The sequence below is a fragment of the Streptococcus gingivalis genome (assembly GCF_035544715.1).
GTDB classification, from domain to species: domain Bacteria; phylum Bacillota; class Bacilli; order Lactobacillales; family Streptococcaceae; genus Streptococcus; species Streptococcus gingivalis.
In genome coordinates this window covers 538,423-562,742 of sequence record NZ_JAYKTO010000002.1, presented here as the reverse complement: position 1 = coordinate 562,742, position 24,320 = coordinate 538,423, and the positions used below count along the sequence as shown (strand labels likewise).

Genomic DNA, 24,320 nt, shown 5'->3' with positions numbered 1-24,320 from the left:
ATGAACCTAACTGAATTTTTAATCCAAGCGGTGGCCAGTTTGATTGCCATCATCACCTTTTTAATTGTCCTAAATGTGCAGCGCTCCATGTTGATTCCTGGAGGAATCCTCGGTATGGGCATCTGGCTACTTTACTATATCCTGAAAGGGCCTACCAATGTCATCGTTGCAACCTTTATCGCCGCCATTGTCGGCTCCTGTATCAGTCAGATTTTAAGTATTATTCTCAAGACGCCTGTCGTGGTCTTTATGTTGTCCATTCTAGCCCCATTGGTTCCTGGATATATTTCCTATCGAACCACTTCCTTCTTTGTCAGTGGGCAATATCGCCAGGCAGTAACCAGCGTGACCCTGGTGGTTATTCTTGCCTTGGTGATCTCCATCGGGATGGCTAGTGGATCTGTCGTTTTGAAACTCTACCATTCTTATCAACGCCATCAAAAAAGAAAAATGACCAATGCCAACTAGCATTGGTTTTTCAAAACTTATCTATGTAATCGCTTGTATTTTTGTTTAAAAGGAGTACAATGATAGTGAAATAACAAATCCTTTAAAGGATGCGAGGTGCTGTAGGATGGTAAACAAGTATATCAAGTATCTTCCTTGGATGATCCTAGGAGCCCTCCCCTCCTATCAATCAGCAACTATCTATGCCCGTAATTCATTTGACTTGTTCTATCTGACCTTGAACTTTCTGATTGTGTACATCGCTTTAATCGTCTTCTACGAAAATGTTCTAAGAGACAAATGCAAAGAACTCTTCATACGAATCATGAGCAATCCTAAAAAAGATAAGCAAGGATAAGAGTTGAAAAGCCATCTGAGGATGGCTTTTTCTTATAGATTTTCTATTTTTTATTTGAAACATTGCAAAATCGGTCCCGAGAATGATTTCCTTGCTGATCTAGCTTTTTCAAGGGAGTTTTACCCTTAAATATGGTAAAATAGTAACGAAATATACTAGTAGATATCAAATAAAAAAGAGGTTAAGAATGACAATTGGGATTGATAAGATTGGTTTTGCGACGAGTCCTTATGTCTTGCGTTTAAAAGATTTGGCTGCTGCTCGTGATACTGATCCCGAAAAACTGAGCAAGGGTCTTCTCTTAAAAGAACAAAGTGTTGCACCGATCACAGAAGACATCGTCACATTGGCTGCTACTGCAGCAGATGATATTTTAACAGACGAAGATAAAGAAGCGATCGACATGGTGATTCTTGCGACAGAATCTGGAATTGACCAGAGTAAGGCTGCTGCTGTGTTTGTCCATGGCTTACTAGATATCCAGCCTTTCGCCCGCTCTTTTGAGATGAAAGAAGCCTGCTATGCTGCGACTGCTGCCTTGGATTATGCTAAACTCCATGTTGAAAAATTTCCACAGAGTAAGGTTTTGGTCATTGCCAGTGACATTGCTAAATACGGAATTGGAACTCCTGGAGAACCAACACAGGGGGCTGGAGCGGTTGCTATGCTGATCAGCCAAAATCCTCGTATTCTATCTTTTAACGATGATAATGTTGCCCAAACACGCGATGTCATGGATTTTTGGCGTCCAAATTATGCGACAACTCCCTTCGTGAATGGGATTTATTCAACGCAACAATATCTAGATTCTCTGAAAACAACCTGGGCGGAATACCAGAAACGGACTGGCCTTACCTTGACAGACTTTGCGTCCGTCTGCTTCCATTTACCTTATCCAAAATTAGCTCTCAAGGGCTTGAAAAAAATCTTGGATAAGTCAGTATCAGAAGAGAAAAAAGATCAATTACAATACAACTTTGATCAATCGATTCTATACAGCCAACGCGTGGGAAATATCTACACTGGATCTCTTTTCCTAGGCTTGCTATCACTACTGGAAAATCGTCCCCAACTCAAAGCCGGGGACCGAATCGCCCTCTTTAGCTATGGAAGTGGAGCAGTTTCTGAGATCTTTAGTGCCAATCTCGTTCCTGGTTTTGAGCAACTCCTAGATCACAAACGTATGGACAAACTAGATCAACGGACGGTTCTTAGTGTTGCTGACTACGAACGACTCTTTTATGAGGAAGTAGATCTAGACTCTAGTGGCAATCAAGTGTTTGAACCTGCTACGCTTCAAACTTATGCTTTGACAGAGATCAAGGAACACCAACGCACTTACCAGAAAGTAGAAAAATAATGGCACGATTACCAGGTTTTGCAAAACTTTCTCCCACAGAACGCATAGAGGCCTTACTGAAGGAAGGCCTCTTAACTTGGGATGAAGCACAGATCTTAAAAGAACAAAAGGGACTTCCCCTTTCTATTGCAGATCAATTGACGGAAAATGTCTTGTCGACTTTTGACTTGCCTTTTAGTCTCGCTCCTTATTTTCTGATCAATGGTCGTGACTATGTCCTTCCTATGGTCACAGAAGAGCCTTCCGTGGTTGCAGCTGCCAGCTTTGCGGCCAAGCTCATCCAACGTTCGGGCGGTTTCACCACCCAAGTGCACCAACGCCAAATGATCGGTGAGATTGCTCTGACAGATGTTACGGATGTGAAAATGGCTAGCAAGCGCATCCTAGAAGACAAGGAAACTCTTCTTCAGCTGGCTAATGAAGCCTATCCTTCTATCGTCAAGCGTGGAGGCGGAGCGAGGGATCTTTGGGTCGAAAACAAGGGGAACTTTCTCATTGTCTACTTGGCTGTCGATCCTAAAGAAGCCATGGGAGCCAATATGCTCAACACGATGCTGGAAGCTCTGACTGATCGTATCCAGGAACTCTCTGGTGGTCAGGCCTTGATGGCAATTTTATCCAACTTGGCCACTCGCTCTTTGGTGAGTGCACGGTGTGCCATCGATTTTAAAGCACTGAGTCGAAATCCTGAGGAAGCCATTGAGATTGCCCACCGGATGGAGCTAGCTAGCCAACTGGCTCAAGTGGATCCTTACCGTGCAGCCACTCATAACAAGGGGATTTTTAACGGGATTGATGCCCTGGTCCTTGCGACAGGTAATGACTGGCGGGCCATCGAAGCAGGAGCCCATGCCTATGCCGCACAAAGTGGCCCATACAAAGGCTTGAGTAGCTGGACAAGTCAGCCAGAAGAGAAAAAACTCTATGGAGAGATCACCCTACCAATGCCAGTTGCAACAAAAGGAGGCTCCATTGGCCTCAACCCTACAGTTCAAGTCAGCCACCGTTTACTAGGAGAACCTTCTGCTATCGAATTAGCAGGTGTCATCGCGTCGCTCGGTTTAGCGCAGAATTTCGCCGCCTTGAAAGCCCTCGTGACTACAGGGATCCAAGCAGGACACATGAAGCTCCAAGCACGCTCTCTAGCCCTGCTAGCAGGAGCTAAGGAAGAGGAAGTTCCCCGTCTGGTCAGCCAACTCCTTGAAAACAAACCCTTCAATTTAGAAAAAGCACAAACACTCTTACAAGAATTGAGAAAATGAAAGAACTAAGACGCACGTCTTAGTTCTTTTGTGTTTGAAAAATTTGCCTTATTGTTTTAAAAATGGCAAATCGGGCTCTTTCTTGGTATAGAGCACCACTTCGATAAAAGTCCCTACTTGGACGGCAAAGAGCAGTCCGACGAGAAGATTAATCCGATGGTCTGTTTCATAAAACGGAGAGTTCCATAAGAAGTGATTGGCTACTGTCGAGAGAACACACCAAAGCCCAAAGAGTTTTTCCTTTTGCTGGGTTACTTGAGACAACAAGAGGAAGATACCAACAGATACAACAGCTGTATAGAGGGCATGTGAAGCTAATCCACCAGAAATCCGGTTAATGGCCTCAGTAACGGCAGCTAATTGGCTGGATTTTGTTTGGCGGGCAACGTACCCTAAATCCTCAATGATTTGAAAACCAAAGCCAGATCCCAAACCTGCAATTAGAATCGCTTTTAGATCTTTCTTGCCAACCATCAAGACAACCCAAAAGGCAACCAGAGCCTTAAAGAATTCCTCTGAAAACGGGGCCGTCAAAGCATCGGTCCACTTGTTAAAGACAGTGGCATCCTTGATCACATGGCTATTCATAATATCAATCAAGCTATTGCCTGAAAAGCTCAACCAGCCTGCTACGAAGGCTCCTCCAAACATGGCAATCCATAGGATGTAGGTCGGTACAGACAACTGCTTGGTCAATCGTTTTGAAAAGAGATAGAGTGGGATAATAATAGCAGCTAAGACCGACAAGTTTAAGACCAAATCTCTGCCGGCAGACTGGCTAAATTCTTGTTGAGAAAGATGACCGAGTTCAAACTCCAAGCCAATTCCTGCAAACAGTAGAAAAAGATAGATTGAGGCTCTTTGAATTTTAGTCATCTTGTTTTCCTCCCTTTTGTTTCTTTGAGCGAATCAGGTAGATCACAATCGCTAGAAGGGTTGCCCCGAACAAGCCTGCTGCTAGAATGTAATCATAGTCAAAATCAACGAGATCAATCTTCTCTTCATAAGCAGCATCTTCTTCGTCATCTAGATCCTGCAGGGCACTTTTTCCGTGTTCATCTGCTACCTTTTGTTCTGCTTCTTTTCTGATTTCTTGCAAGCGTTCGAAGGTTTTCTCAGCTCTTGCCAAGCTTTCCTCTGTTGCCTTCTCACTAGCTTCTTCAGGCTGAGAAGCAAGGGCAATTTGTTCCTTATCACTCAGATCTTGTTCGACCATCCACTGAGACTCCAACCGTTCCATTTCAGTACGAATCGCCCCATCTTCGAATAAATCTGGATACTTGGCCACAAGGTCATTGATTCTTGAAATGGTCCAATACCAAGAGCGATCATTGTAATGATCCCCTAATTCTTGGTAGGCTTGATAGGTGTTGAGAATATTGCCATAGTAGGGTAGATATGGAGCATTTCGTGGACTACCCATCGACAGCCACATGGTGCCCCCACCCGCACTCGCTGGGACATCGTCTTTCAGTTGGAAAATATGGGCCTCCATGACATTTGGATTGGAAATAGGGTATTTATAAACCGCATCAAACTCCCCTTTTTTCGGAATACCTTTTCCATCCAGCTCCATTTGATCCTGTGGTTTATATTTGGTTCCTTCCAAACGATTGCGTTGGAGATTCATAGCATCGCGGAGAGTTAATTTCCGATCGGTTGTATGAAGAAGGTCAAAGGACGCATCGTCATATTTAACAGGAGAGCTTGGGTCTAGCGATTTGATTCCCGACCAAACCCGAGAGCGATCTGCTTCTTGCAAAGGCGGATTATAGGATTGAGAAACGTGGAATTTTCCGTCCACTTCCTTATAGCTATTGGCTTCTTTGGCGACTTTTTCAAGATCTTTTGAAGCGATCGTGCGTTCGGTATCCGACAGATCTACATGCCCTAAGAAGAAGGTATTTGGAAAGACAGCAAATCGATCCTCTGGGAAGAGAATCGCTGCATATTGATGGCCAGATAGGATTTCCATATACCAGACGCCTTCTTTATCGGCAATGGTCACAATATTTCCTTCTGCAGCGCCTTTTTCTTCGACGATTTTAGCAATGAGTTCAACCCCTTCTCTTGCGGTTTTCACACTAGGGAGAACGATACTAGTCAAGCCCGATTCTGCGAGGCCATCCTTGACATAGGGATCCACTTTTTGGATCTTGTCATTTGCTGAAGCAGATACAGTGGCAGAAATGGAAACCCCATATTCATTGAATCCTGCTTCGTCAAAAATCCCCTGATCAGGAGTGACATCTGGGACTGCTGTGTACTTATAGCTAATTTCTGGCAAGGGATATTGAAAACCGTTGGCAGCATCCTCAAAGATGGCTCCCTTTTTATTGTAGACACGCTCTCTGACCACAAAATTTTTATTATGGTTGGGCTCTAAATCTTCGGTACGACCTACCAAGGTCGAACCGTCGGCAGTCAGTTTCTTCCCGATGATGAACCCCGTACAAGCCTCAACAGGTTGAGCAATCAACAAAAGCGGAAGCAAGGCTGCTACAGCTGATCGAAAATAGTGCTTCTTCATCCTAAACTCCTTTTTAAAAATGTTTTTCCTTATTTAGTATACTCTTTTACAAGCCTGTTTTGCAAGCGATTCCAGTAACCGTAAACGATTCGTAAACTATCAGAATTTTTGAGGAGAACACTTTTTAAAAAAAGAAAGGATTGGCTTATTTTGCCAATCCTAAACGAATAGGAACTAATTTTTAAGTAAAATAAGTTAAGTGATTCTTCAAAGAACTATAAAAGAGTTCTAATTTTCAAAATGAATCATAATATACGAAAACTTTCCGCCGTGAGAAAAGTGCCTGAAACGTTTTTGTTTCAGGCACTCGGGAGTTTTGAAACCTTAGGTTCAAAACTAAGTCATGGAACTTCGTAGAAGTTCGCTGACGTCCGTACTCACCTAAGGAAAGTTTCTAAAATGATTTTTCTTCATTTTTTCTGTTGCTGAGCTTGCCACAACTTTCCATAAAGGAGATAGTCGACTTCACGGACCTCTTTCAGGTTCTGACAACCGAGCGCACAAAGGAGCAATCTGAGGTCTTCTTTCCAGCCTTGGACAATGGCGATCACTTCTTCAATGCTCTTAGTCTCTACCATCTCAAGAAAAACGCGGGATAGTCCTACGCCACGCGCTCCAAGGACTAAGGCCTTGACCATATCAAGGGGATGACGGATGCCCCCGCTTGCGAGGATCTCAATCTGATCCATCTGATCCTGTAACTGTAAGAGACACTGCGCAGTTGATTGTCCCCAATCATCCAGATAAGCACGATTGCCACCACGACGATTCTCAATATAGGCAAAACTAGTGCCACCACGACCAGAAATATCGACGGTTTTGATCCCAGCTTCTAACGCTGCCTGAACTGTTTTGGGATCCATACCAAAGCCAACTTCCTTCAGGACTACAGGTACAGGAAAGCCCTGCCCATAGCTCTTTAGATGGTCTTTCCAAGTGTGGAAAATCCGCTCCCCTTCGGGCATGAGCAACTCTTGCATCAGATTTACATGGACTTGAAGAAAGAGAGGGTGTAGCTCCTCCACTGTTCGCAAGCCCAGATCTGGCTCTTTATCGATGCCAATATTGGTCGCTAAAAGAAGACGAGGATGGTCTTTTTGGACCGCATACGATTGATCGTTCGGATCCTTCAGCCCTGCGCTGTAAGAGCCAGTCACAAAGAGAATCCCACAGGCTTCGGCTACTGCTGCCAACTTTTGATTGATCTCTTTGGCTCGTTTACTCCCGCCTGTCATGGCATTGATGTAAAAAGGAAACTCCCAATCACGCCCTGCGAAATGGGTTGTCAAATCAATCTCCGCTAGATCCACAAGGGGGAGGGATCGGTGAATCAGCTCGATCTCATCAAAGCTATTATAGGAGGAGCTTTGCTCCAAGGCATAACGAATATGCTGGTCTTTTCGATTTTCGCTCACGAATCTCCCATCCTTTCTTGGTAAATGACTTCAATATTCTTTTCCTTCCAGCGCTTTATCAAGATCTGAGTCTCAACTGGATCAAAACTAAGGGCGATCCCACAGTCGCCTCCTCCAGCACCACTGGATTTGGCACAGGCAAAAAGGCCCTCTGTCGCTTGCTGTAGAACTTTCAGAGCCGGGGTATAGATCAGATGGTTCAAAGACTTTAGGTTCTTATCGGCGCGTTTGATACTGGTCTCAATGTCCTTTTGGTTCCCTTCACGGAGGCCTTTTTCAAGATTCTTCACTGCGCTCTGGCTCTCCTGAAGAAATTCTTCCTTGATCGCTCCCTTGACCTGGCGGATCAAATCACTTGAAATCGCTGGTTCCTTGGTCCAACCAACCAGAAAATCATAAGAGATGGCTGGCTGGATCGAGCAGATCTGGTAGTCCCAATCCAGGTCTAAAACTTGTGAAAGAGGCTGAGAAGTCAAGACTTCATGCAACCAAGCCCGATCAAAGGATTGGTAATAAATCAAGTCCTCGTAAGCGATACAAGCCAAATCGCCCATGGAACCATTGTCCCCTCTTTGCACCAAGACCACTGCTGCTAGTCGAAAGAGCAGATCTGGATTTAAGTCTAACTCATACAGAGCAGCCATGGCCTTGATCACGAGCAAGACCACACTTCCGCTGGAACCAATCCCATACTTTTTCCCCTCTTCGCCCAGTGTTCCTCTAAGGTAAAGATCAAAGGGTTTAGGGGCTATCCCCTGATCTTTCAGCCACTCTTCCATAAGCTGAATAGTCTCTTGAATCAAGGCGTAGTCCTTATTTGGGGTCAAATCTACCTTGTAACCAAAAAGGTCTGAGGCTAGCTGGTAGGCTGTTGCTTCTTGGATGGTAGCTGATAGATAAATGGGGATAAACTGAATCACTGCCCCATAGCCAGGCGTTAGCACCGCGTATTCTCCAGCTAGATAGAGCTTGCCTCCGGTCTGTACCTGATACTTAGTCTTCATCTTGAGGATCCTTTGTTTTAGATACGATGGTCCGATAGCGGTCGTCAAATAAAGGCATCAGCTGATCCAAGTCTTCTTCTAAACAGAGAACCTTAACGTTTGGCCCTGCATCCATGGTGAAGTAACAAGCATGGCCTGCAGCGCGAAGCTCACGGACAAAGTCCATAGCTTTGTGGCTTTCTTCTGTCAAGTAGCTAAAGGCTGGAGTGGCTGTTCTAGTCGTCGCATGCATAGCAAGGGCATTGCGCTCTGTCAGCTGACCGACCTGTTCAAAATTATTGCCAGCTAGATAGTCCAGCATATCCTTATAATCTTGTCTAGACTCTTCGATCCATTCTTTGAAATTAGTCGAAGTCTCCATGCAGCGTTTCATCCCTTCCCGGCTGGAAACGGGCTTTTGCTTGTCATTGAGAACCAGCATGATCATAGCCAGTTTCAGGTCTGTTTTAACCTTATAAATCTCTCCACTTTCTTTGTCCCAGGCCGCTAAAGGGCCAAAGAAAGACCGTGAAGAGGAACCCGAAGCAAACTTGGCTTTTTGAGCTAATTCCTCCTGGCTCAAGCCCAAATCATAGTACTGATTGCAAGCCTTGACGAGAGCAGAGAGCCCACTCGAGCTAGAGGACAAGCCTGCTGCGGTTGGCATGTTGTTGCTGGTATCCACTCGAACAAATCCCGCTTCATTTGCTGGCTTCAAGCCATCAATCACAGCTCCAATTTTGGCTTGCTCAGCTGGATTTTGGAATTCCCCATCGATGTAAAATTCATGCGCAGTCGCATCTGCTGGTAAGGGAGAGAGACTGGTCTCTGTATACATATTTTCTAAGGTCAACGAAATCGAACTGGTCGAAGGGACCATCTGTTTGGCATCTTCTTTTCCCCAGTATTTGATAATCGCGATATTGGCATAGGACTTAGCCTTTACAGGTTTTCGATCCATGTATGGTGCGCTCCTTCTTTTTCTAATGCATGGGCAATGGTTGCTGCTTCACGAGAATCCTTGACGAGGGCAATCACACAGCCACCAAGACCGCCTCCGCTCATTTTAGCGCCTAAGGCCCCATTTTCAAGGGCAACGGCGACCAGATGGTCTGCTTTTTCACAGCTGACACCGACGGCTCTCAAGTGCTCATGGCAAGTAGTCAAAGCCTGTCCTAGGTTCGTTAGATCATTCATTTTCAGAGCCTCTTCCACCTGCTGGGTCAACTGACCAATCTCATGGAAATGGGACAAAACTTCCTGCCCCCTGGCTTCAACCTTTTGAATCGCCTCACGGGTATTGCCGTGAATTCCCGTATCCGCAATCACCAAGCTCGCTTTTATACCCAGCTCTAGCGGGTAAAAGCCGACATTCCGGATGAATTTAATGGCTTGATCACTCAAACAAGTCTTGGCATCGAGCCCGCTTGGATTCATATGGGCAATGGTTTCTGCTCGATTGACCAGGATTTCTAAGGTCTCATCATCCAGCTCCTCTTGATAATAGTCAAAAACTGCACGAATAGCTGCGATACTGACCGCCGCAGAGGACCCCATCCCCCGTTTTTCCGGTACCATAGACTGAATCCGGCAGCGAATCCGGGCCTCTTTAATCCCGAGGTGCTCAAGAGACGCAAAAACCGCCATGGACAAGGTGTCGTCTTCAAACAAAATCCATGGACTGTCTGCTGGGATAATCTGGCAGGTCACTTCGATATGATGGAGAGGCAGGGCAATAGCTGGATAGCCATAGACCACCGCATGCTCTCCAATTAAGATAATTTTACTATGCGCCCTTCCGACGCCTATCTCTTTATGCATATTCATCTCGCTCTATTAAGGTCATTACTATTTTAATATAAATCAGCCAAAAAAGCGATGCTTTTGAAGGAAATCCAACCTAAGACGGAGTCCAAAAATGGATCACCCAGAAGAGCTCCTTCTTATGGACAGACAAGAAAAGGCCGGGATCCGTCATCCCAGCCATCCATTTCTATTTCTCACATTCTTGTTTGATCAAGTCCATCAAAGAGTTGCGGTCCAGGATCCATTGGGCCCGTTCGTCCTTCTCATAGGTCCGGTTGGACAAAAAGATCACAGCTTCCTGCTTCTTTCGATTGTACATGATAAAGGTTCCTGTATAGCCTGTATGATCCAACCAGTCCCCCTCTAGATTCCATCCGAGAGCGCGGGTCTTGCCCTCTTCACGCGCAAAATTCTGAGACAAGTCACGCGCAAAATCATCCTTCAGATAATGCTCTAAGAAGCGCTCTAGATCAGCAACAGTTGAAAAAAGTCCAGCACTTCCCGCATGACAGCCCAATACTCTCGCTTTGGGATCATGAACACTTCCAGAAGCAAGGCCACGGACCGTTGGCACCGCCTTTTCGACCGGTCCAAACCGTGTCTCTGTCATCTTCCAAGGTGTAAAGATCAGCTCTTCAAATAAACGATCCAAGGGCTGGTGAAACCTGTCTTCTAACCAAAAGCCCAGCAGAAGAAAATTGACGTCGGTGTAATGAAAACTCTTGTCTTCTTTCAACTGCAAATTTTCAAGAGCTGTTTTCAACTGTCTCGCATCCAATTGATCCCGGTTGGGGATAAAAGGATCCAGCCCAGAAGTATGGGTCAACAGTTCCCGGATGGTCGTCTTCTCATGAGCAAAACGCGGGTAAAACTCTTTAAAGGGACGATCGAGCGGAAGCTCCCCTTTCGCATACAAAAAAGCACAGATGGTAGCGACTCCGACGACCTTACTGACACTGGCCAAATCATAGACCAGGTCAGCCACTACTGACTCTCCTTTTTCAGGATCCGCTAGTCCCAGATAGTGCTCACTCCACTGACCCTTGCGGTAAAGCGCAAGAGAGGCACCTGGATAGATGCCTTCTTGGATTTGTTCGGTAATTTTTTCGATGATTGCATTCACGCTCATCACTCCATTCTTATTCTTCATAAGAAATATGGACCTGATCTTGATTGGCTTCAAACCAGAGTTCTATCTGGCTTGGATCCTTGGCAATCAAGAAAGTTCCCTTACGGTGCACAAAATCGACAGTTTCTCCCAAGCGTTCTTTCACGACTTCCACATCAAAAGATGCCAATTCGACCTTGATCATGCTCAAATCCCAAGTCACCTTGTTCTCCACTTGGAGATCTTCTCCTTGAGCTTCCTGCAAATGGATAAAGTGGGCCAAAGCTGGCAAGTTGCTATAGAACTTCTCAGCCTCAGCAAGATCGGCCACATTGACCTCAAGAAAGTCCACATCAAAGCTGGTCAAACCTTTGAAATCTTCTGGAAGCTCAACAAGAGGCGCTTTCTCCAAAGGTTCTAGGCTTTCAAGATTTTCTTCCGCATGCACGAAAATGGTATCTCCTTGAGGAGACACAACTTCAAAGGCGCGACCATTAGCTCCTTGGTAAAGGGCGCTTGTCTCTGGCTGGCGGGCCAACAAATAATCAATTTCTTGAGCTTGTGCCACTTTCACCACGATGCGACCCAATTTCTTTGGACCTTCGACCTTACGCGAACGCATACTCGGTGACTCTTCTAAGACGATTTTTTCTACTTTTGAGGCATCTCCTAAAGACAGGAGAGCTCCTTCTTCCACTAATACTTTCATTCCCAATGTCTCTTCATAAAAGCGTTGATTGACATTTCGGTTATTCACTTTCAAGACTGGGATCACTCTTACGATCTGATTTGCTGTCATACTTTCCTCCAAGCACTTTTTATTGTAAAAGATTTTCTGGCTTTTTACAAGAAATCTTGTGCAAAAAAGACAGATTTTTCAAAAATAAAAATCTGTCTTTCTTTTTTTAGTATACTGTTCGTGTATGGACCCGCCCGTTTGGAGCTTCAAATTCGTATTCTAAGTAATCCTGATAGGTCCCTGGTGCAATCACTCCACGCACATCTAATACAGCCGTTCCTGCCTGTCCCACAATGGAATCTGCTAACAGGCAGCAATTAGTAGACAGAACAAAGTAAGATTTAAAACGCGAAGAAGTAAATTTATATAGCTCAGCCCCTAAATCATATTTCAATTTGTAAGCGTAGGTCGGCTGACCGTCTTCCAGTAACCTCCTAGGTGGATCCCAAGGTTCTAACAACTGATCAATTTCAGCTAGACGCTTCTCTACTGCCTGATTCTCTTCTTCGGTAAGGGATAGGCTGTAGCCAAACAGCGTCTTTTGACTCTCTTTTTTACATAGTTCGATGTATGGTTCCTTATCCACTTTAAACAGTACGCCATCCCCAATCGTCCCAAATAGACGCTCTGAAAAGGGATCGTAACTTCCGTAAGAAATGACCTTCCCCTGATAACAAATATCTACATGCCCAATCGCTCCAAATAAGTTGCTGTCAGAAGTATGAACCAAAATTTCTAATTCCCTTGCCTCTTCTTCTTTTTTCACCAATCGATAAGGGCCTGTGTGTCCCGCCGAGCTCCCTTTTTGAAGAAACTGGTTAAACCGTTTTAACTCCTTAGCAGGGATAAAGGCTGCAAAGATAACCGGTAGGCTAATACGAAAGCGACGTTTTAACTCTTGGCCTTGTTGGTCTTTGTCAAATAAAATACCATCTCGAATATTAGAAATCCCCAACAAGACCAGATAAGCCCCCAAGAGGATAAATTGGAAGTGCCCATCTGAACCAGGTTCCAAGACAGTTGCTAGACCAAGCCCACCGTTTAAAAGCGCATCCCATAAATAGAGCCAGCCTCCTTTTACCCGATTGGCCTTATAAAGCCAAAATGTGATCCCATAGACAATGGCACTCCCCAACTGATATGCCCCTAAACAAATCACAACTAAGTTTACGGGCAGACTACTCAGTCGATTCAACCAGATCAACGCAAGTGAAAGAAAAATAAACCAAATAGAGTGGCTATAGGAAATAGACTTGCTACGTAACAAAAAGCGAAGAAGAAAGCTTCCTAGTCCATCAACTAAAAAGTAAATGGCTAATAGATCCAAGGAAAATTTGGTGAAACCAACGCCGTTTCGAAAAATGAGAATCCCAAAAATGACGGCAAGAACCCCAAACAATAAGGTCCGTCTTCTTGCAACTTGTTCAAAAGATATTTTTTTCAATATTCCTTCTCCTTATAGACGAAAGGTCTTTAGACAAATACTATTTTATCAAGTATAATATAAGAAGTAAAGAAAAAAGAAACTGATAAAAGGAGCAGTCTATGAAATACAATCAATATAGCTATCTATCTGTTGACCAAAAAGACATTCTTAAGGAACTAAAAGAAATTGGGTTTGACCTTCCCACCCACCTCCCAGAAAAAGAACTGTTTGAATGGTTTGTCCGCAAGGTTTACTTCACCTATAAAGATACAGATTATCCCCTCTCTAACCTAGTGGTGGATTCTAAAACAGACTTTTTAACGTATATCCAATCTGACTGCGAATGGTCTCCGAACATTTTTTACACAGTAGCCCTCCAATTACTCGGTTTCCGCTATTTTATTGATTTTGAAGATACGGATAGCTTCTTGAAAGAAGTCCAATTTCCGATTGAGTATGGAAACTTGGTAGAAAACCTCTATCACCTTCTCAATACTCGAACAGTAAAAGGAAATTTACTCATCGATCAGTTGGTCAGCGATGGCTTGATTCCTGAAGATAACCAGTATCACTATTTTAACGGCAAGAGCCTCGCAACCTTTACGAGCCATGATGCCATCCGCGAGGTCGTCTATGTGGAAAGTCGGGTCGATACCGACAAAGATGGTCTGCCAGACTTGGTCAAGGTCAGCATTATCCGTCCTCGCTATGAAGGCAAGATTCCAGCTGTTATGACCGCAAGTCCTTATCACCAAGGGACCAACGATAAGGCCAGCGACAAGGCCCTCTACAATATGAATGTCGACCTCGAGGTCAAAGAACCTCATACCATTCAAGTAGAAGTACCTCAATTAGAATTGGTGGATCCTGTCGGTTCAGCTGAGCTAGTCGATGAAGCTGAAGAAACCCTCACTCATATCAACAGCAGTTATACTCTCAATGACTACCTGCTCGCTCGTGGCTTTGCCAATCTCTACGTCTCCGGTCTTGGAACCAAGGATTCCCAAGGCTTGATGACCAATGGAGATTATCGTCAAATCGAAGCCTATAAGAATGTCATCGACTGGCTCAATGGCCGTTGCCGGGCCTTTACAGATCACACACGCAAACGCCAAGTCAAAGCTGATTGGTCTAATGGAAAGGTCGCAACCACCGGGATCTCTTACCTTGGAACCATGTCTAACGGCCTTGCGACCACAGGTGTGGACGGTCTTGAAGTCATCATTGCAGAGGCTGGGATCTCTTCTTGGTACAACTACTACCGCGAAAACGGCCTCGTGACAAGTCCTGGTGGCTATCCAGGTGAAGATTTCGATTCCCTTGCCGAATTGACCTACTCGCGCAACCTTCTAGGTGGAGACTATTTGCACCATAATGCAGCCCACCAAGCCGATCTAGACATCGTGAAAAAAGAGCTGGACCGCGCTTCTGGAGACTACAATCAATTCTGGCACGACCGCAATTATCTCTTACATGCTGATCAGGTGAAGGCTGAGGTGGTCTTCACTCATGGTTCGCAAGACTGGAACGTGAAACCTCTTCACGTCTTTAATATGTTCCAGGCTCTTCCAACAAGCATCAAGAAACACCTCTTCTATCACAATGGTGCCCATGTCTATCTCAACAACTGGCAATCCATTGACTTCCGCGAAAGCATGAACGCCCTCCTCTCTAAAAAATTGCTGGGCTACGATTCAAGCTATGAATTGCCTACTGTCATCTGGCAGGACAATACAGGAGAACAAAGTTGGACTTCCTTGGATGATTTTGGCAACCAAACAAATCAGCGGACCTTCTCCCTGGGAGACGACGAAAAAGTCATCCAAAACCGCTACGAGACAAAAGATTACGAGCGCTATGGCAAGGCTTATCCGACCTTCTTAACGGACCTCTACCAGGATAAGGCGCAACAGGTGACCATTGATCTTCCAATCGAAGAAGACCTACACCTCAATGGGAAAGCTCGCCTTCACCTGCGACTTTACTCCAGCACCAATAAAGGCCTGCTTTCAGCCCAACTCTTAGAGCTTGGAAGCAAGAAATACCTCCAACCCTATCCTGCTGTCTTGTCGGTCCGTACGCTGGATAACGGTCGCTACCATATGCTAGACAATTTGACTGAGTTGCCTTTCAAAGAAGCTGGCCAACGAGTCATTTCTAAAGGTTATCTCAACCTCCAAAATCGTCATGACCTCTTAGAGGTTGAGGCTGTGACGCCAGGCGAGTGGATGGAATTTGACTTTGATCTTCAACCAACCATCTACAAGCTCGAAAAAGGAGCGACCCTTCGCCTGGTCCTTTACACAACGGACTTTGAAATCACTGTGCGCGATCAAACCGATTACCAACTGACCATTGATTTAGCACAATCCAGCCTCCATCTTCCTGAAATGACAGAGACCCGCTAATCGTGGTCTCAAGGCTTGCCCTTACTCGGCTTCATTTGACAGCTTAGCCTACTTATGTTACTATCTAATAGAGTATTTCATAGAAAAAGATATTAGAGGAAGTTATGGCGATTGAAAAAACTGTCAGCGAAATTGCTGAAATTTTAGGAGTCAGCCGCCAGGCGGTCAATAACCGTGTCAAAGCGCTGGCTCCAGAAGATACACAAAAGAACGAAAAAGGGGTTACCGTTGTAACCCGTAGTGGCTTGATCAAGCTCGAAGAAATCTACAAAAAAACTATTTTTGAAGATGAGCCCGTCAGCGATGATGTGAAACAACGCGAATTGATGGAAATTTTGGTAGATGAAAAAAATGCTGAAATCGTCCGTCTCTACGAGCAACTCAAAGCCAAAGACGAGCAACTCGCTAAGAAAGATGAACAGTTGCGCGTGAAAGACGTTCAAATTGCTGAAAAAGACAAGCAATTGGACCAACAACAACAATTGACTTTACAAGCAATGAACGACCGCGATACCTTGAAACTTGAACTCGAACAAGCCAACGAAAAAGTTCAAGAGCAAGAAAGCAAAGGTTTCTGGGCACGCGTTTTCCGTCGATAATCCGGGGCTGGATCCTACCAGTCCCTTTTCTTTTCTACCACAGGAGATTTCCCATGAAAGCATTAGAAGATTATATCGCCTTTGACCTCGAATTTAACCAATACGAAGGCGCCTATCAGATCATCCAGGTGTCTGCCGTACGTTTTACGGACGGTAAAGAAGTCGACCACTACGACTCCTACGTCTACACCGATAAGCCTCTAAAAAGCTTTATTAACGGCCTCACTGGCATTACCCAGGACAAGATCCAAAATGCCCCACAACTAGAACAGGTCCTCAGCGAATTCAAGGCCTTTGTAGGAGACCGGCCCTTGATCGGATACAATGCCAAAAAGAGCGACCTACCCATCCTACTTGAAAATGGCTTGGATTTAGAAGACCAGTACGCTGTCGATGTCTTTGACGAGGCTTTCGAACGTCGTCCATCTGACCTCCACGGCATTAAAAATCTCCAACTCCACACCGTTGCAGAATTTTTGGGAGTCGCAGGAAAATCACACGATAGCTTGGAGGATGCCCGCATGACAGCCCTTGTCTACGAACAATTCCTCGAATTCGATCAAGGCCGTACCCTCCTTGAAGAGCAAGAGAACTTCTCCACCAACCCCTTCGGAGGCTTGGACCTATCCGGATTCTTTGATGAATAAAAAAAGGCTCAAAACTGAGCAGTACTCCTAGAGTTAGATGTTTTCATATCTTTCTTTGGGGGTGCTTTTTATTTCATTTCTGTAAAGATTGACTAAAGTAAATTTTCATCCGACAGACAAATAGAGCATTTTCAAAGGCTTATCTTAAAATATTAGTTATTAAAGTTTTAATCATTTCTAATTTTTTGAATATTCATTGACCAGACTTATTCTTAGATGTATAATGAGCATGTAAAATATATCACAAAGAATAATATGTAATAAGATTTAATGATTACATCTGATATTTCTCAACCATAGGGTTCTATTTTCTAGGAGAGATTTATGATTAATATCTTTAAATATCTTGATAAAAAAACAAAATACCTAACCATTATTGGAGCACTGGCAAATGGGGGTCTCGCATTAGGGCAACCCTTGGTTGTTGCCAAAGCACTATCGATAGATCAAAATAACCTTACCTATTCCTCTATTTGGAAATTTGCTCTCTTTGGTTTTTCTGTCTATTTCGCTTTGTATAGTCTAATGTTATTTTGTAATCATGCAAATAATGTCTTTAGACGTGAAATTCACATGAATATCCGAACGGCCCTTTTTCAGAAGTTAATGGAAGACAGGGAATATAGTGAAGATGAAAAGATTACCATGCTGACACAGGATATGGAATTTCTAGGAGATAACTTTTTTGAACGCTATATGTCTATTTCATGTTGGGGATTTGGAGCACTGATTACGGCGATCTATATCATTGCCCAAAATGTTTTATTGGGTTCTATCTTTGTTTTCTTCACAATCTTACGTCCCATTCCACAATTCTTGATGAATAATAAGCTAAAGAATTCAGGGGATGAAATGTCTCAGGGAAGAACAGCTGTTCATAACCAAATCTCTGATAGTATTCGAGGAGCTCAGACCTTGCGGATGAATCAAGCCTTGCCTGAAAATTCTCAGCGCGTCTGGAATATCAATCTTCGTTATCAACGAGCTATTCAAAGGTTTGCTTTTACCCATAATATTGTTTTCTTTTGTAATGGTTTTATGGTCTTTCTGAGCCAAGTACTCCCCTTGGTATTAGGGTTCTTCCTTGCTATGCAGGGTCATCATGTTTCAGTGGCTAGCCTGGTTGCTATGTATATTGCTGCTGGTCAACTGGTAGGTCCTATACAAAATATTATGTATGATGTGGTTGAAGTACAAGGAGCCAAAACAACGGCAGAAAAGATTTTCGGAATTTTAAATCGAGCAGATGATAGTGAAACGGACAATCATTCGATCTCTCAAGTAGAAGAACTAGAAATTTCTCATTTAAGTAAATCTTATAATGGTAGAGAGATTATTCGCGATCTTAATCTATCCATTCGACAAGGCGAAAAAGTCCTCATCAAAGGGCCAAGTGGCTGTGGGAAATCAACCCTCTTCCGAATGATCACAGGAGAAGAAAAGCCGGATGCCGGAACGATTACTTGTCGGACAAGGGATGGAGTTAAAACAAGTCACTTTGTTCGTCAGGTAGGCATTATCAGCCAGCATCCTTTCCTCTTTAATGATACTATTCGCTACAATCTCAGTTTGGGACAAGAGTTTTCAGATCAAGAATTGGAGACTGCTTTGAGACAGGTCAAACTCGACCATGAACTCACTGATGGACTTGATTTTGTAATCACTAATAACGGAGAAAATATTTCAGGCGGACAACGAGTCCGGATTGAACTAGCCCGCTTCCTACTTCGTAAAAAGGATATTTTATTAGCAGATGAGGTAACTGCAGCTCTTGACGCAGAAAATAGCCAGATGGTTCGAGACTTGATTTTCTCACTACCGATGATGGTGTTAGAAATCGCTCACCATATTGATAATGAAAGTCGATACGATCAAGTCATTGAACTAAGAAAAGAATAAAATTGCTGACATAAACCTAAAAATATATCGTTAGTGTTTCAAAGAAAGAAAATACTAAAACTTTCCGCCGTGAGAAAAGTGCCTGAAACAATAACGTTTCAGGCACTCGGAATTATTGAGACCTTAGGCTCAATAATTAGTCTTGGAACTTCCTGGATTGCTGAAATCATCCACTGGATAATTTCACCTAACGTCCGTACTCACCCAAGGAAAGTTTTTAATATGACTTTGTCTTCAATCTGAAAAAGGCTCAAAACTGAGCCTCTTTTGAGTTAATGAAAACTTCCTTAGCTTAAAATGGTAATTTCCCTGCGAAAGCACCGAGTTTTTTCTTGGTTGCAGCATCAATTTCTTCAATGGCAGCATTGATGGCTTGCACCGTCATATCAGAAAGCGTTTCTGTATCTTCTGGGTCGACCACTGCAGCATTGAAATCAATGGAAACAACCTTCTTATCACCTGTAAGAGTTGCAACAACCAAATCCTGAGCAGATTTCCCTACAAATTGAGTTGCGGCTAATTCCGCTTGGCTTTGCTCCATTTGCTTTTGCAATTTTTGAGCTTGCTTCATCATATTTTGCATATTCATCATAATATTTTCTAGATTCCTTTCGTATCAAGGGTTTAGACCCTTTTTCTTAATTTTTACTGCCCACTTCTGCCCATTTTTCTAAAAATCGTCGAATGCGTTAGCGACTTCTTTTTGTTGTGATGGGAACAAATGTGAGTAGATATTTATTGTAGTATTGATAGAACTATGTCCTAGTCGTTTCATTAGAGTGAAAAAGATATAATCCTTTCCTTCTCCTCTCCTCAGTCCCTGATTTATTAAAAAGGCTACATGTGAATGCCTAAAATCATGGTTTCGAATCAATTTGAAATCTTTTGGCAATCGTTTCTTGAATGATGCTCTAAAGTTAGAGACATTCGGAGCAGTCATAGGCTCTCCTGAAAATTGGAAAATCTGCAAATCATCTGTTGAATCAGTTAGCTTAGACAGCTTCTGACTTTGAACTGATTTCCAAGTTCTCAACTCATCCACAAAAGCTTTATGGATGTAGATTTCTCTATTTGATTGAGTTGTCTTTACAGATCCAATATGTGTTTTCCCATTGCGATAATATGCTGACTTACGGATCTTAATATATCCCTCGTCAAGAAAAACATCTCTCCAAGTTAAGGCAAGTGCCTCTCCCATACGAATTCCTGTAAACATGAGTACACGATATAGAAGTTTAAAAGGATATTCACTTTCTTCGAAATAGGACTCAAACTCCTTGAATTGTTCAGGAGTATAATAAGACATTTCTTTATGCTTTTCTGGAAGTTTCCGAATAGCATTACATGGATTGTCCTGTCTAAAACCTTTTGAAATAGCGATATCAAACAATTTATGAACAAAAATCATTTGTTGGTTAATATGCGTTGCTGTAAGTGTGCCGCCTTTTACACTAGGCTGTTCGATTAACCAATCTCGATATTTTTTTACATCTTGAATGGTAACTGAAGACATATCAGCATTTTCAAAGAATCGCGATACATATTGGGTATAGTATGAGTCCTGGGTATCTACTGTACTTCTTTTATTTCCACGAAGCTCATCTTCTCCTTTTAACATTACATAAAGAGTGGAAATGGTGAGTTTTTTTGTATTCTGTATCTGATTTAACTTATGGATACGGTAATAAGCCTCATATTCCTCTGCTTCTTTTTTCGTTAAAAAATTAGATTTGCGGTGTCGTATACGTTTGCCAGTTAAGGAACTTTTACCATCACTAATATCAACTAGCCACAGTCCATCGTCCTGTTTAATTACCGCCATGCTATTTTTCTCCTTCAGTCATGACAGCGCTTTGAAGGTTCCCCTCAATTATATCATTTTTTAATTGTATTTGAAAACCAAGAATGGATTCAACTGTAATAATTGGTACTCGTCCAATACGTTTATTCTTATACCATTCAAATCCTTCTTGTACAAGCTGGCTCTTAGCCTTTCGTATTAATTTACTAGCTTGAGTTTCAGAATATCCAATCAATTCCATTAAATCATTTTTATCTACAACTTGAATCATATATATTCCTTTCTAATGTCCTATGACATAGGTAAATTGTCTTGCAGTTTCCGCATCAAATGTGCGGTAACTAATGATTCCTAATCCTTTAACATTACATTCTGAGACGAGAATTGAGCCGTCTGATTTAACTTGTTCCACAAATGAAATATGCCCGTATATCGGATCAGCACCAGCTTGTCCAGGGCTAAATGATAGTGCAGAGTGCTCAGTTGGTGTATGGGTTGTTGTGAATCCTGGCTTATTCATCCATTGACCACCATTTCCCATAAATGGATCAAAGTTGACTCCAACTTGTTTTCCACGGTTGAAGACATACCAGGTACATTGTCCCCAAGGATAGGTACTAGTGATATATCCTGTGGTATCAATAGCTGTTGTTAAACTATAGCCTACAGGTATATCATTTGAAGTGATGCCACCACCATCTCTAGTTTTTCCTGTAGTTTGTTCAGGAGCTTTTGGTGTTCCTCCATGTTCATCAATGAAGGCATCCAGTTTTTGCATGGTTTCTGCACGTCTTTTTCCTGATCCAGTGGTATCTGTGAAATAGACCCCACCATCAGTTGCTGGATTGAGTGTTCCATTCGCAAACTTTTTAGCTTTATCATCTTGTATTTTAAAGGTTTGGTTTTTATTCCCAATGATGGTTTGCTGGGTTAGGCCGACAACAGCAATCTCATCATTAAAGTTATTGGCATATTCTGGGTTGGAGTCATAGGCTCCAAAACCAAACATATTAGCTCCAGGATTGGTGGCTACTCCAGCAGTTCCAAGAGAGCTTTCATTTAGTGCGATCGCAACGATTCCACGGACATCAAGATTAGACTTAGCTTCCCATTCGAGGAGTTTCTTTCCATTAATTCGATTCTTATCATAGGAGATTCCTAACGTATCTAAAAAGCCGTCTAATTGCTCTGCTGTGATACCGAAGCGATGAACAAGTAAATTGTGAGTATAGGGATCTCCATCTGACCAGTGATCCGCATAAGTCACTCCATTTTGGGATTGTGGTGAGCCATTTGTTCCGCCACCTCCGACAGCTCCCATAAGGATAATGATAATGAGGACCGGTAGAAAGAGAGGAATGAGACCAGCTAATAGAAACCATTTTAGTTTTTTCATCGAATCTCCTTTCTAGTTAATGTCTTATATAAGCAGTGAACAAAACAGTCCCAAAACGCCATTTTGCATCTAAGACGACCGAATAGGACTTAGTTTGTAGGATGATTTGGTCTCTTTCTTGTTCTGAGACTGGAAACAAAAGAAGGAAATCGACTGAGCGTTTTCCTTCTTGGTAGGCCTGATAAAGAGTTTCTTCAAGAACTCTTGAAAAAGAAGTTCTTGAGCGTATTTTGGTATTCATATCATTCTCCTCTGAGTTGTTTTAAGCGTTCTGTTAATCGGTCTCTTCGTTCAATATTGGCTCTTAATTTATCATCTCGTGTCATAGTCTTTCTATAAGCACGAGTGAAAGCATTCGATCCTTGAGCTTTGTACATGGCTTGAGGATCTTTATATTCCTCTAATTTGCGTTCAATACTATTAATGCGGAGTTGTTTAAATGGAGAAATCCATTCTTCTTTAAGGGTTTGGAATTCCTCGCTTGAACTTGGTGTTGGCTCCACTGTGATTGGAGATTCTATTGAAGGAGTTGGTGTTTTTTCTTCAACTGGTTTAACCTTCTCAGAAATTGCCTTGGTTTTCGGAATGTTTGGTTCAGGAGTATCTAGACTTGTTGGCGTCTCAAGTGTTTCCGTTGGGAGCACTTCATCAGGTTGGTGCTCTGATTCCTTATTAGTAAAGAAAGAACCAACATTTTGGAAGTGACTCTTAGCATTCATCACCATTCCAGCTCCGAAACCAGCACCTGCTAAGGCAAAGTTCCCAAGGTGTTGAGCAGATGAAAGACTTCTCGATGGTACTTGCGAAGCCACCTCTCTGGTCTTTGTGACCCCTTTTTCAACTTTATTTCCAATGTCATTCGCAACCATTCGTGCTTTAGAGCCAAGAATGAATTGGATCAGTTCAGCTTTGTATTTCCATAGAAGGAAATATACGAGTCCTTTTGAGACAACTGAAATGAGTAGTTTAAAGACAAGGCCAAAGATAATCAAAGATGGAAGTGTTTTAAGGATGCCATCAAAACCTGTAATGACAATGTTTTCGATCATTTTTTCAATATAGAAGACTAAAAGCGTTAATAGACTTGTGATAGCTGGAAAAAGCAGTCCTCCAAACATGACTTTCAGAACTCCAAAAATCAAATCTTGCATTCTTGGTACGAAGGACATCAATAGCACAATTGGAAAGAGCAGGATCATCATCAGGACGAGTGTCTGAGCAATGACGTTTAACATCTGAATCAAGATAACGGGTATAGCTAATACAAAAGCTTCACAGATTTTGAAGATGACATAAAACATACGAGTGAAAATGAAATCAGGCATAGCTGAAACCCATCGGTTCTTTTCACCATCATCATTGGCTCCATTTCCTAGTTCATCTAGATATTTATTACGATCTTTCGATTTAACCGCTTTAAAGTTTCCATTCTTATCGCCTGTTCCTAATACCTTACTATCGTCAAAAGTTTCTTGTTTCCCATCTTGGCTATTCTTATATTTCCCGTTTTCTTGTCCTGTATTGACAAATACATAGGCTTTATAAGAGGTTTCTGCAATATAGCTATCTGCCATGGAATCGCCAATTTTAATGGATTTATTATTGCCATACTCTACCTTGATATTCGTGATATTTTTAGTGACATCTTGAGAGACATGGTTGATAGTATCAAGTAGATATAGACCACCTGATGTTCCAGCGATTGTTCCAAAGTAACCAAAGCCAAGGATGATAACTAGAAAGACGTGAAGGAGAGTTCTTGAAAAAGCTCCCTTAGAAAAGAAAAACTGAAAAAAGAGATAGAACGCTAGAATCAGAAGCAACATTGAAACGAGTGATTGTTTTGCGACTCCGCCAGAACTTGAACCAATAAATCCTTTCCAGATATTCATCGCTCCATTAAACACATAGTTCTTGTAGTTGGAGTAGAGATCAATCTTTTCAAGAATTCGAATCAGTAAAGAAAAGAAGCCCACCACTGCGTTTAGAATGAAAAAGAAGAAGTTGACGAAAAGCTCATTAATCAGAACCCAAGCCCCATTAAAGGAAGCAAACCCAGTAGGCTCCATGTAGGACTTAAGAGAAAATATATCGACTCCCCTTAGTTTGTCAAAAGCTTCTTGCATGGATTCACCT

General features: G+C 42.8%; 23 protein-coding genes. 8 read left to right on the top strand and 15 right to left on the bottom strand.

Annotated elements, in window-relative coordinates:
- The 4 genes from SM122_RS09210 to SM122_RS09195 all read left to right on the top strand — a co-directional run bounded on the left by SM122_RS09210 (window position 1) and on the right by SM122_RS09195 (window position 3,427).
- Window positions 1-468, top strand: coding sequence for a threonine/serine exporter family protein (locus SM122_RS09210; protein WP_003005049.1), 468 nt, complete (start codon window positions 1-3; stop codon window positions 466-468).
- A 106-nt stretch (window positions 469-574) separates the two neighbouring features.
- On the top strand, window positions 575-805 hold the full coding sequence (locus tag SM122_RS09205; RefSeq protein WP_155170243.1) for a hypothetical protein: 231 nt from the start codon (window positions 575-577) through the stop codon (window positions 803-805).
- A 187-nt stretch (window positions 806-992) separates the two neighbouring features.
- A complete protein-coding gene (locus SM122_RS09200) occupies window positions 993-2,165 on the top strand; it encodes a hydroxymethylglutaryl-CoA synthase (protein ID WP_134974643.1) in 1,173 nt (390 codons plus the stop codon).
- Window positions 2,165-3,427, top strand: a complete 1,263-nt coding sequence (locus tag SM122_RS09195) for a hydroxymethylglutaryl-CoA reductase, degradative (protein WP_134974644.1) — start codon at window positions 2,165-2,167, stop codon at window positions 3,425-3,427. Before SM122_RS09200 ends, SM122_RS09195 begins: the two co-directional genes overlap by 1 nt.
- A 48-nt stretch (window positions 3,428-3,475) precedes the next feature.
- On the opposite strand, the gene SM122_RS09190 is transcribed toward SM122_RS09195, so the two are convergent.
- From SM122_RS09190 to SM122_RS09150, 9 genes are all read right to left on the bottom strand, one after another.
- Window positions 3,476-4,303 carry a PrsW family glutamic-type intramembrane protease gene (locus SM122_RS09190; protein WP_155170245.1) on the bottom strand — a complete coding sequence of 276 codons (828 nt, stop codon included), beginning with the start codon at window positions 4,301-4,303 and terminating at the stop codon, window positions 3,476-3,478.
- Window positions 4,296-5,957 (bottom strand): C69 family dipeptidase, encoded by a 1,662-nt coding sequence (locus tag SM122_RS09185; RefSeq protein WP_031576305.1) that lies wholly within the window; start codon window positions 5,955-5,957, stop codon window positions 4,296-4,298. Before SM122_RS09185 ends, SM122_RS09190 begins: the two co-directional genes overlap by 8 nt.
- Before the next feature lie 410 nt (window positions 5,958-6,367).
- Window positions 6,368-7,372, bottom strand: a complete 1,005-nt coding sequence (gene fni, locus SM122_RS09180; RefSeq protein WP_195326673.1) for a type 2 isopentenyl-diphosphate Delta-isomerase — start codon at window positions 7,370-7,372, stop codon at window positions 6,368-6,370.
- Window positions 7,369-8,376: a phosphomevalonate kinase gene (locus SM122_RS09175; RefSeq protein WP_155170247.1), complete on the bottom strand. Its 1,008-nt coding sequence runs from the start codon at window positions 8,374-8,376 to the stop codon at window positions 7,369-7,371. Before SM122_RS09175 ends, fni begins: the two co-directional genes overlap by 4 nt.
- Window positions 8,366-9,316 carry a diphosphomevalonate decarboxylase gene (mvaD, locus tag SM122_RS09170; protein WP_155170249.1) on the bottom strand — a complete coding sequence of 317 codons (951 nt, stop codon included), beginning with the start codon at window positions 9,314-9,316 and terminating at the stop codon, window positions 8,366-8,368. The genes SM122_RS09175 and mvaD overlap by 11 nt, the downstream gene beginning before the upstream one ends.
- The gene (gene mvk / locus SM122_RS09165) at window positions 9,298-10,176 is read right to left on the bottom strand and encodes a mevalonate kinase (RefSeq protein ID WP_173018906.1); all 879 of its coding nucleotides are present in this window, start codon (window positions 10,174-10,176) and stop codon (window positions 9,298-9,300) included. Before mvk ends, mvaD begins: the two co-directional genes overlap by 19 nt.
- Window positions 10,177-10,348: 172 nt before the next feature.
- A complete protein-coding gene (locus SM122_RS09160; RefSeq protein WP_173018907.1) occupies window positions 10,349-11,290 on the bottom strand; it encodes a serine hydrolase domain-containing protein in 942 nt (313 codons plus the stop codon).
- Window positions 11,291-11,300: 10 nt separating this feature from the next.
- On the bottom strand, window positions 11,301-12,068 hold the full coding sequence (locus SM122_RS09155; protein ID WP_155170255.1) for a CppA N-terminal domain-containing protein: 768 nt from the start codon (window positions 12,066-12,068) through the stop codon (window positions 11,301-11,303).
- A gap of 106 nt (window positions 12,069-12,174) precedes the next feature.
- Window positions 12,175-13,452, bottom strand: a complete 1,278-nt coding sequence (locus SM122_RS09150; protein WP_023919173.1) for an HdeD family acid-resistance protein — start codon at window positions 13,450-13,452, stop codon at window positions 12,175-12,177.
- Window positions 13,453-13,553: 101 nt separating this feature from the next.
- On the opposite strand from SM122_RS09150, the gene SM122_RS09145 reads away from it, so the two are divergent.
- The 4 genes from SM122_RS09145 to SM122_RS09130 all read left to right on the top strand — a co-directional run bounded on the left by SM122_RS09145 (window position 13,554) and on the right by SM122_RS09130 (window position 18,987).
- Complete coding sequence (locus SM122_RS09145) at window positions 13,554-15,842, top strand: Xaa-Pro dipeptidyl-peptidase (RefSeq protein ID WP_155170257.1); 2,289 nt, start codon at window positions 13,554-13,556, stop codon at window positions 15,840-15,842.
- A 104-nt stretch (window positions 15,843-15,946) separates the two neighbouring features.
- The gene (locus tag SM122_RS09140) at window positions 15,947-16,441 is read left to right on the top strand and encodes a DUF536 domain-containing protein (protein ID WP_003008835.1); all 495 of its coding nucleotides are present in this window, start codon (window positions 15,947-15,949) and stop codon (window positions 16,439-16,441) included.
- Between the two features lie 53 nt (window positions 16,442-16,494).
- Window positions 16,495-17,088 (top strand): 3'-5' exonuclease, encoded by a 594-nt coding sequence (locus SM122_RS09135; RefSeq protein WP_013904187.1) that lies wholly within the window; start codon window positions 16,495-16,497, stop codon window positions 17,086-17,088.
- 324 nt (window positions 17,089-17,412) lie between these two features.
- On the top strand, window positions 17,413-18,987 hold the full coding sequence (locus SM122_RS09130) for an ATP-binding cassette domain-containing protein (RefSeq protein WP_195326672.1): 1,575 nt from the start codon (window positions 17,413-17,415) through the stop codon (window positions 18,985-18,987).
- Window positions 18,988-19,279: 292 nt separating this feature from the next.
- On the opposite strand, the gene SM122_RS09125 is transcribed toward SM122_RS09130, so the two are convergent.
- The 6 genes from SM122_RS09125 to SM122_RS09100 form a co-directional block, all read right to left on the bottom strand.
- Window positions 19,280-19,579, bottom strand: a complete 300-nt coding sequence (locus tag SM122_RS09125) for a YbaB/EbfC family nucleoid-associated protein (protein WP_003005613.1) — start codon at window positions 19,577-19,579, stop codon at window positions 19,280-19,282.
- 78 nt (window positions 19,580-19,657) lie between these two features.
- On the bottom strand, window positions 19,658-20,809 hold the full coding sequence (locus SM122_RS09120; RefSeq protein ID WP_155200336.1) for a site-specific integrase: 1,152 nt from the start codon (window positions 20,807-20,809) through the stop codon (window positions 19,658-19,660).
- A 1-nt stretch (window position 20,810) separates the two neighbouring features.
- Entirely contained in the window at window positions 20,811-21,059 is a 249-nt protein-coding gene (locus SM122_RS09115) for a DUF3173 family protein (protein ID WP_003005186.1), read from the bottom strand.
- Window positions 21,060-21,071: 12 nt separating this feature from the next.
- On the bottom strand, window positions 21,072-22,184 hold the full coding sequence (locus SM122_RS09110; protein WP_324738276.1) for a CHAP domain-containing protein: 1,113 nt from the start codon (window positions 22,182-22,184) through the stop codon (window positions 21,072-21,074).
- Window positions 22,185-22,200: 16 nt separating this feature from the next.
- Window positions 22,201-22,425, bottom strand: coding sequence for a hypothetical protein (locus SM122_RS09105; protein ID WP_021153907.1), 225 nt, complete (start codon window positions 22,423-22,425; stop codon window positions 22,201-22,203).
- 1 nt (window position 22,426) lies between these two features.
- Window positions 22,427-24,310 (bottom strand): conjugal transfer protein, encoded by a 1,884-nt coding sequence (locus SM122_RS09100; protein ID WP_324738275.1) that lies wholly within the window; start codon window positions 24,308-24,310, stop codon window positions 22,427-22,429.
- Window positions 24,311-24,320: the final 10 nt, after the last annotated feature.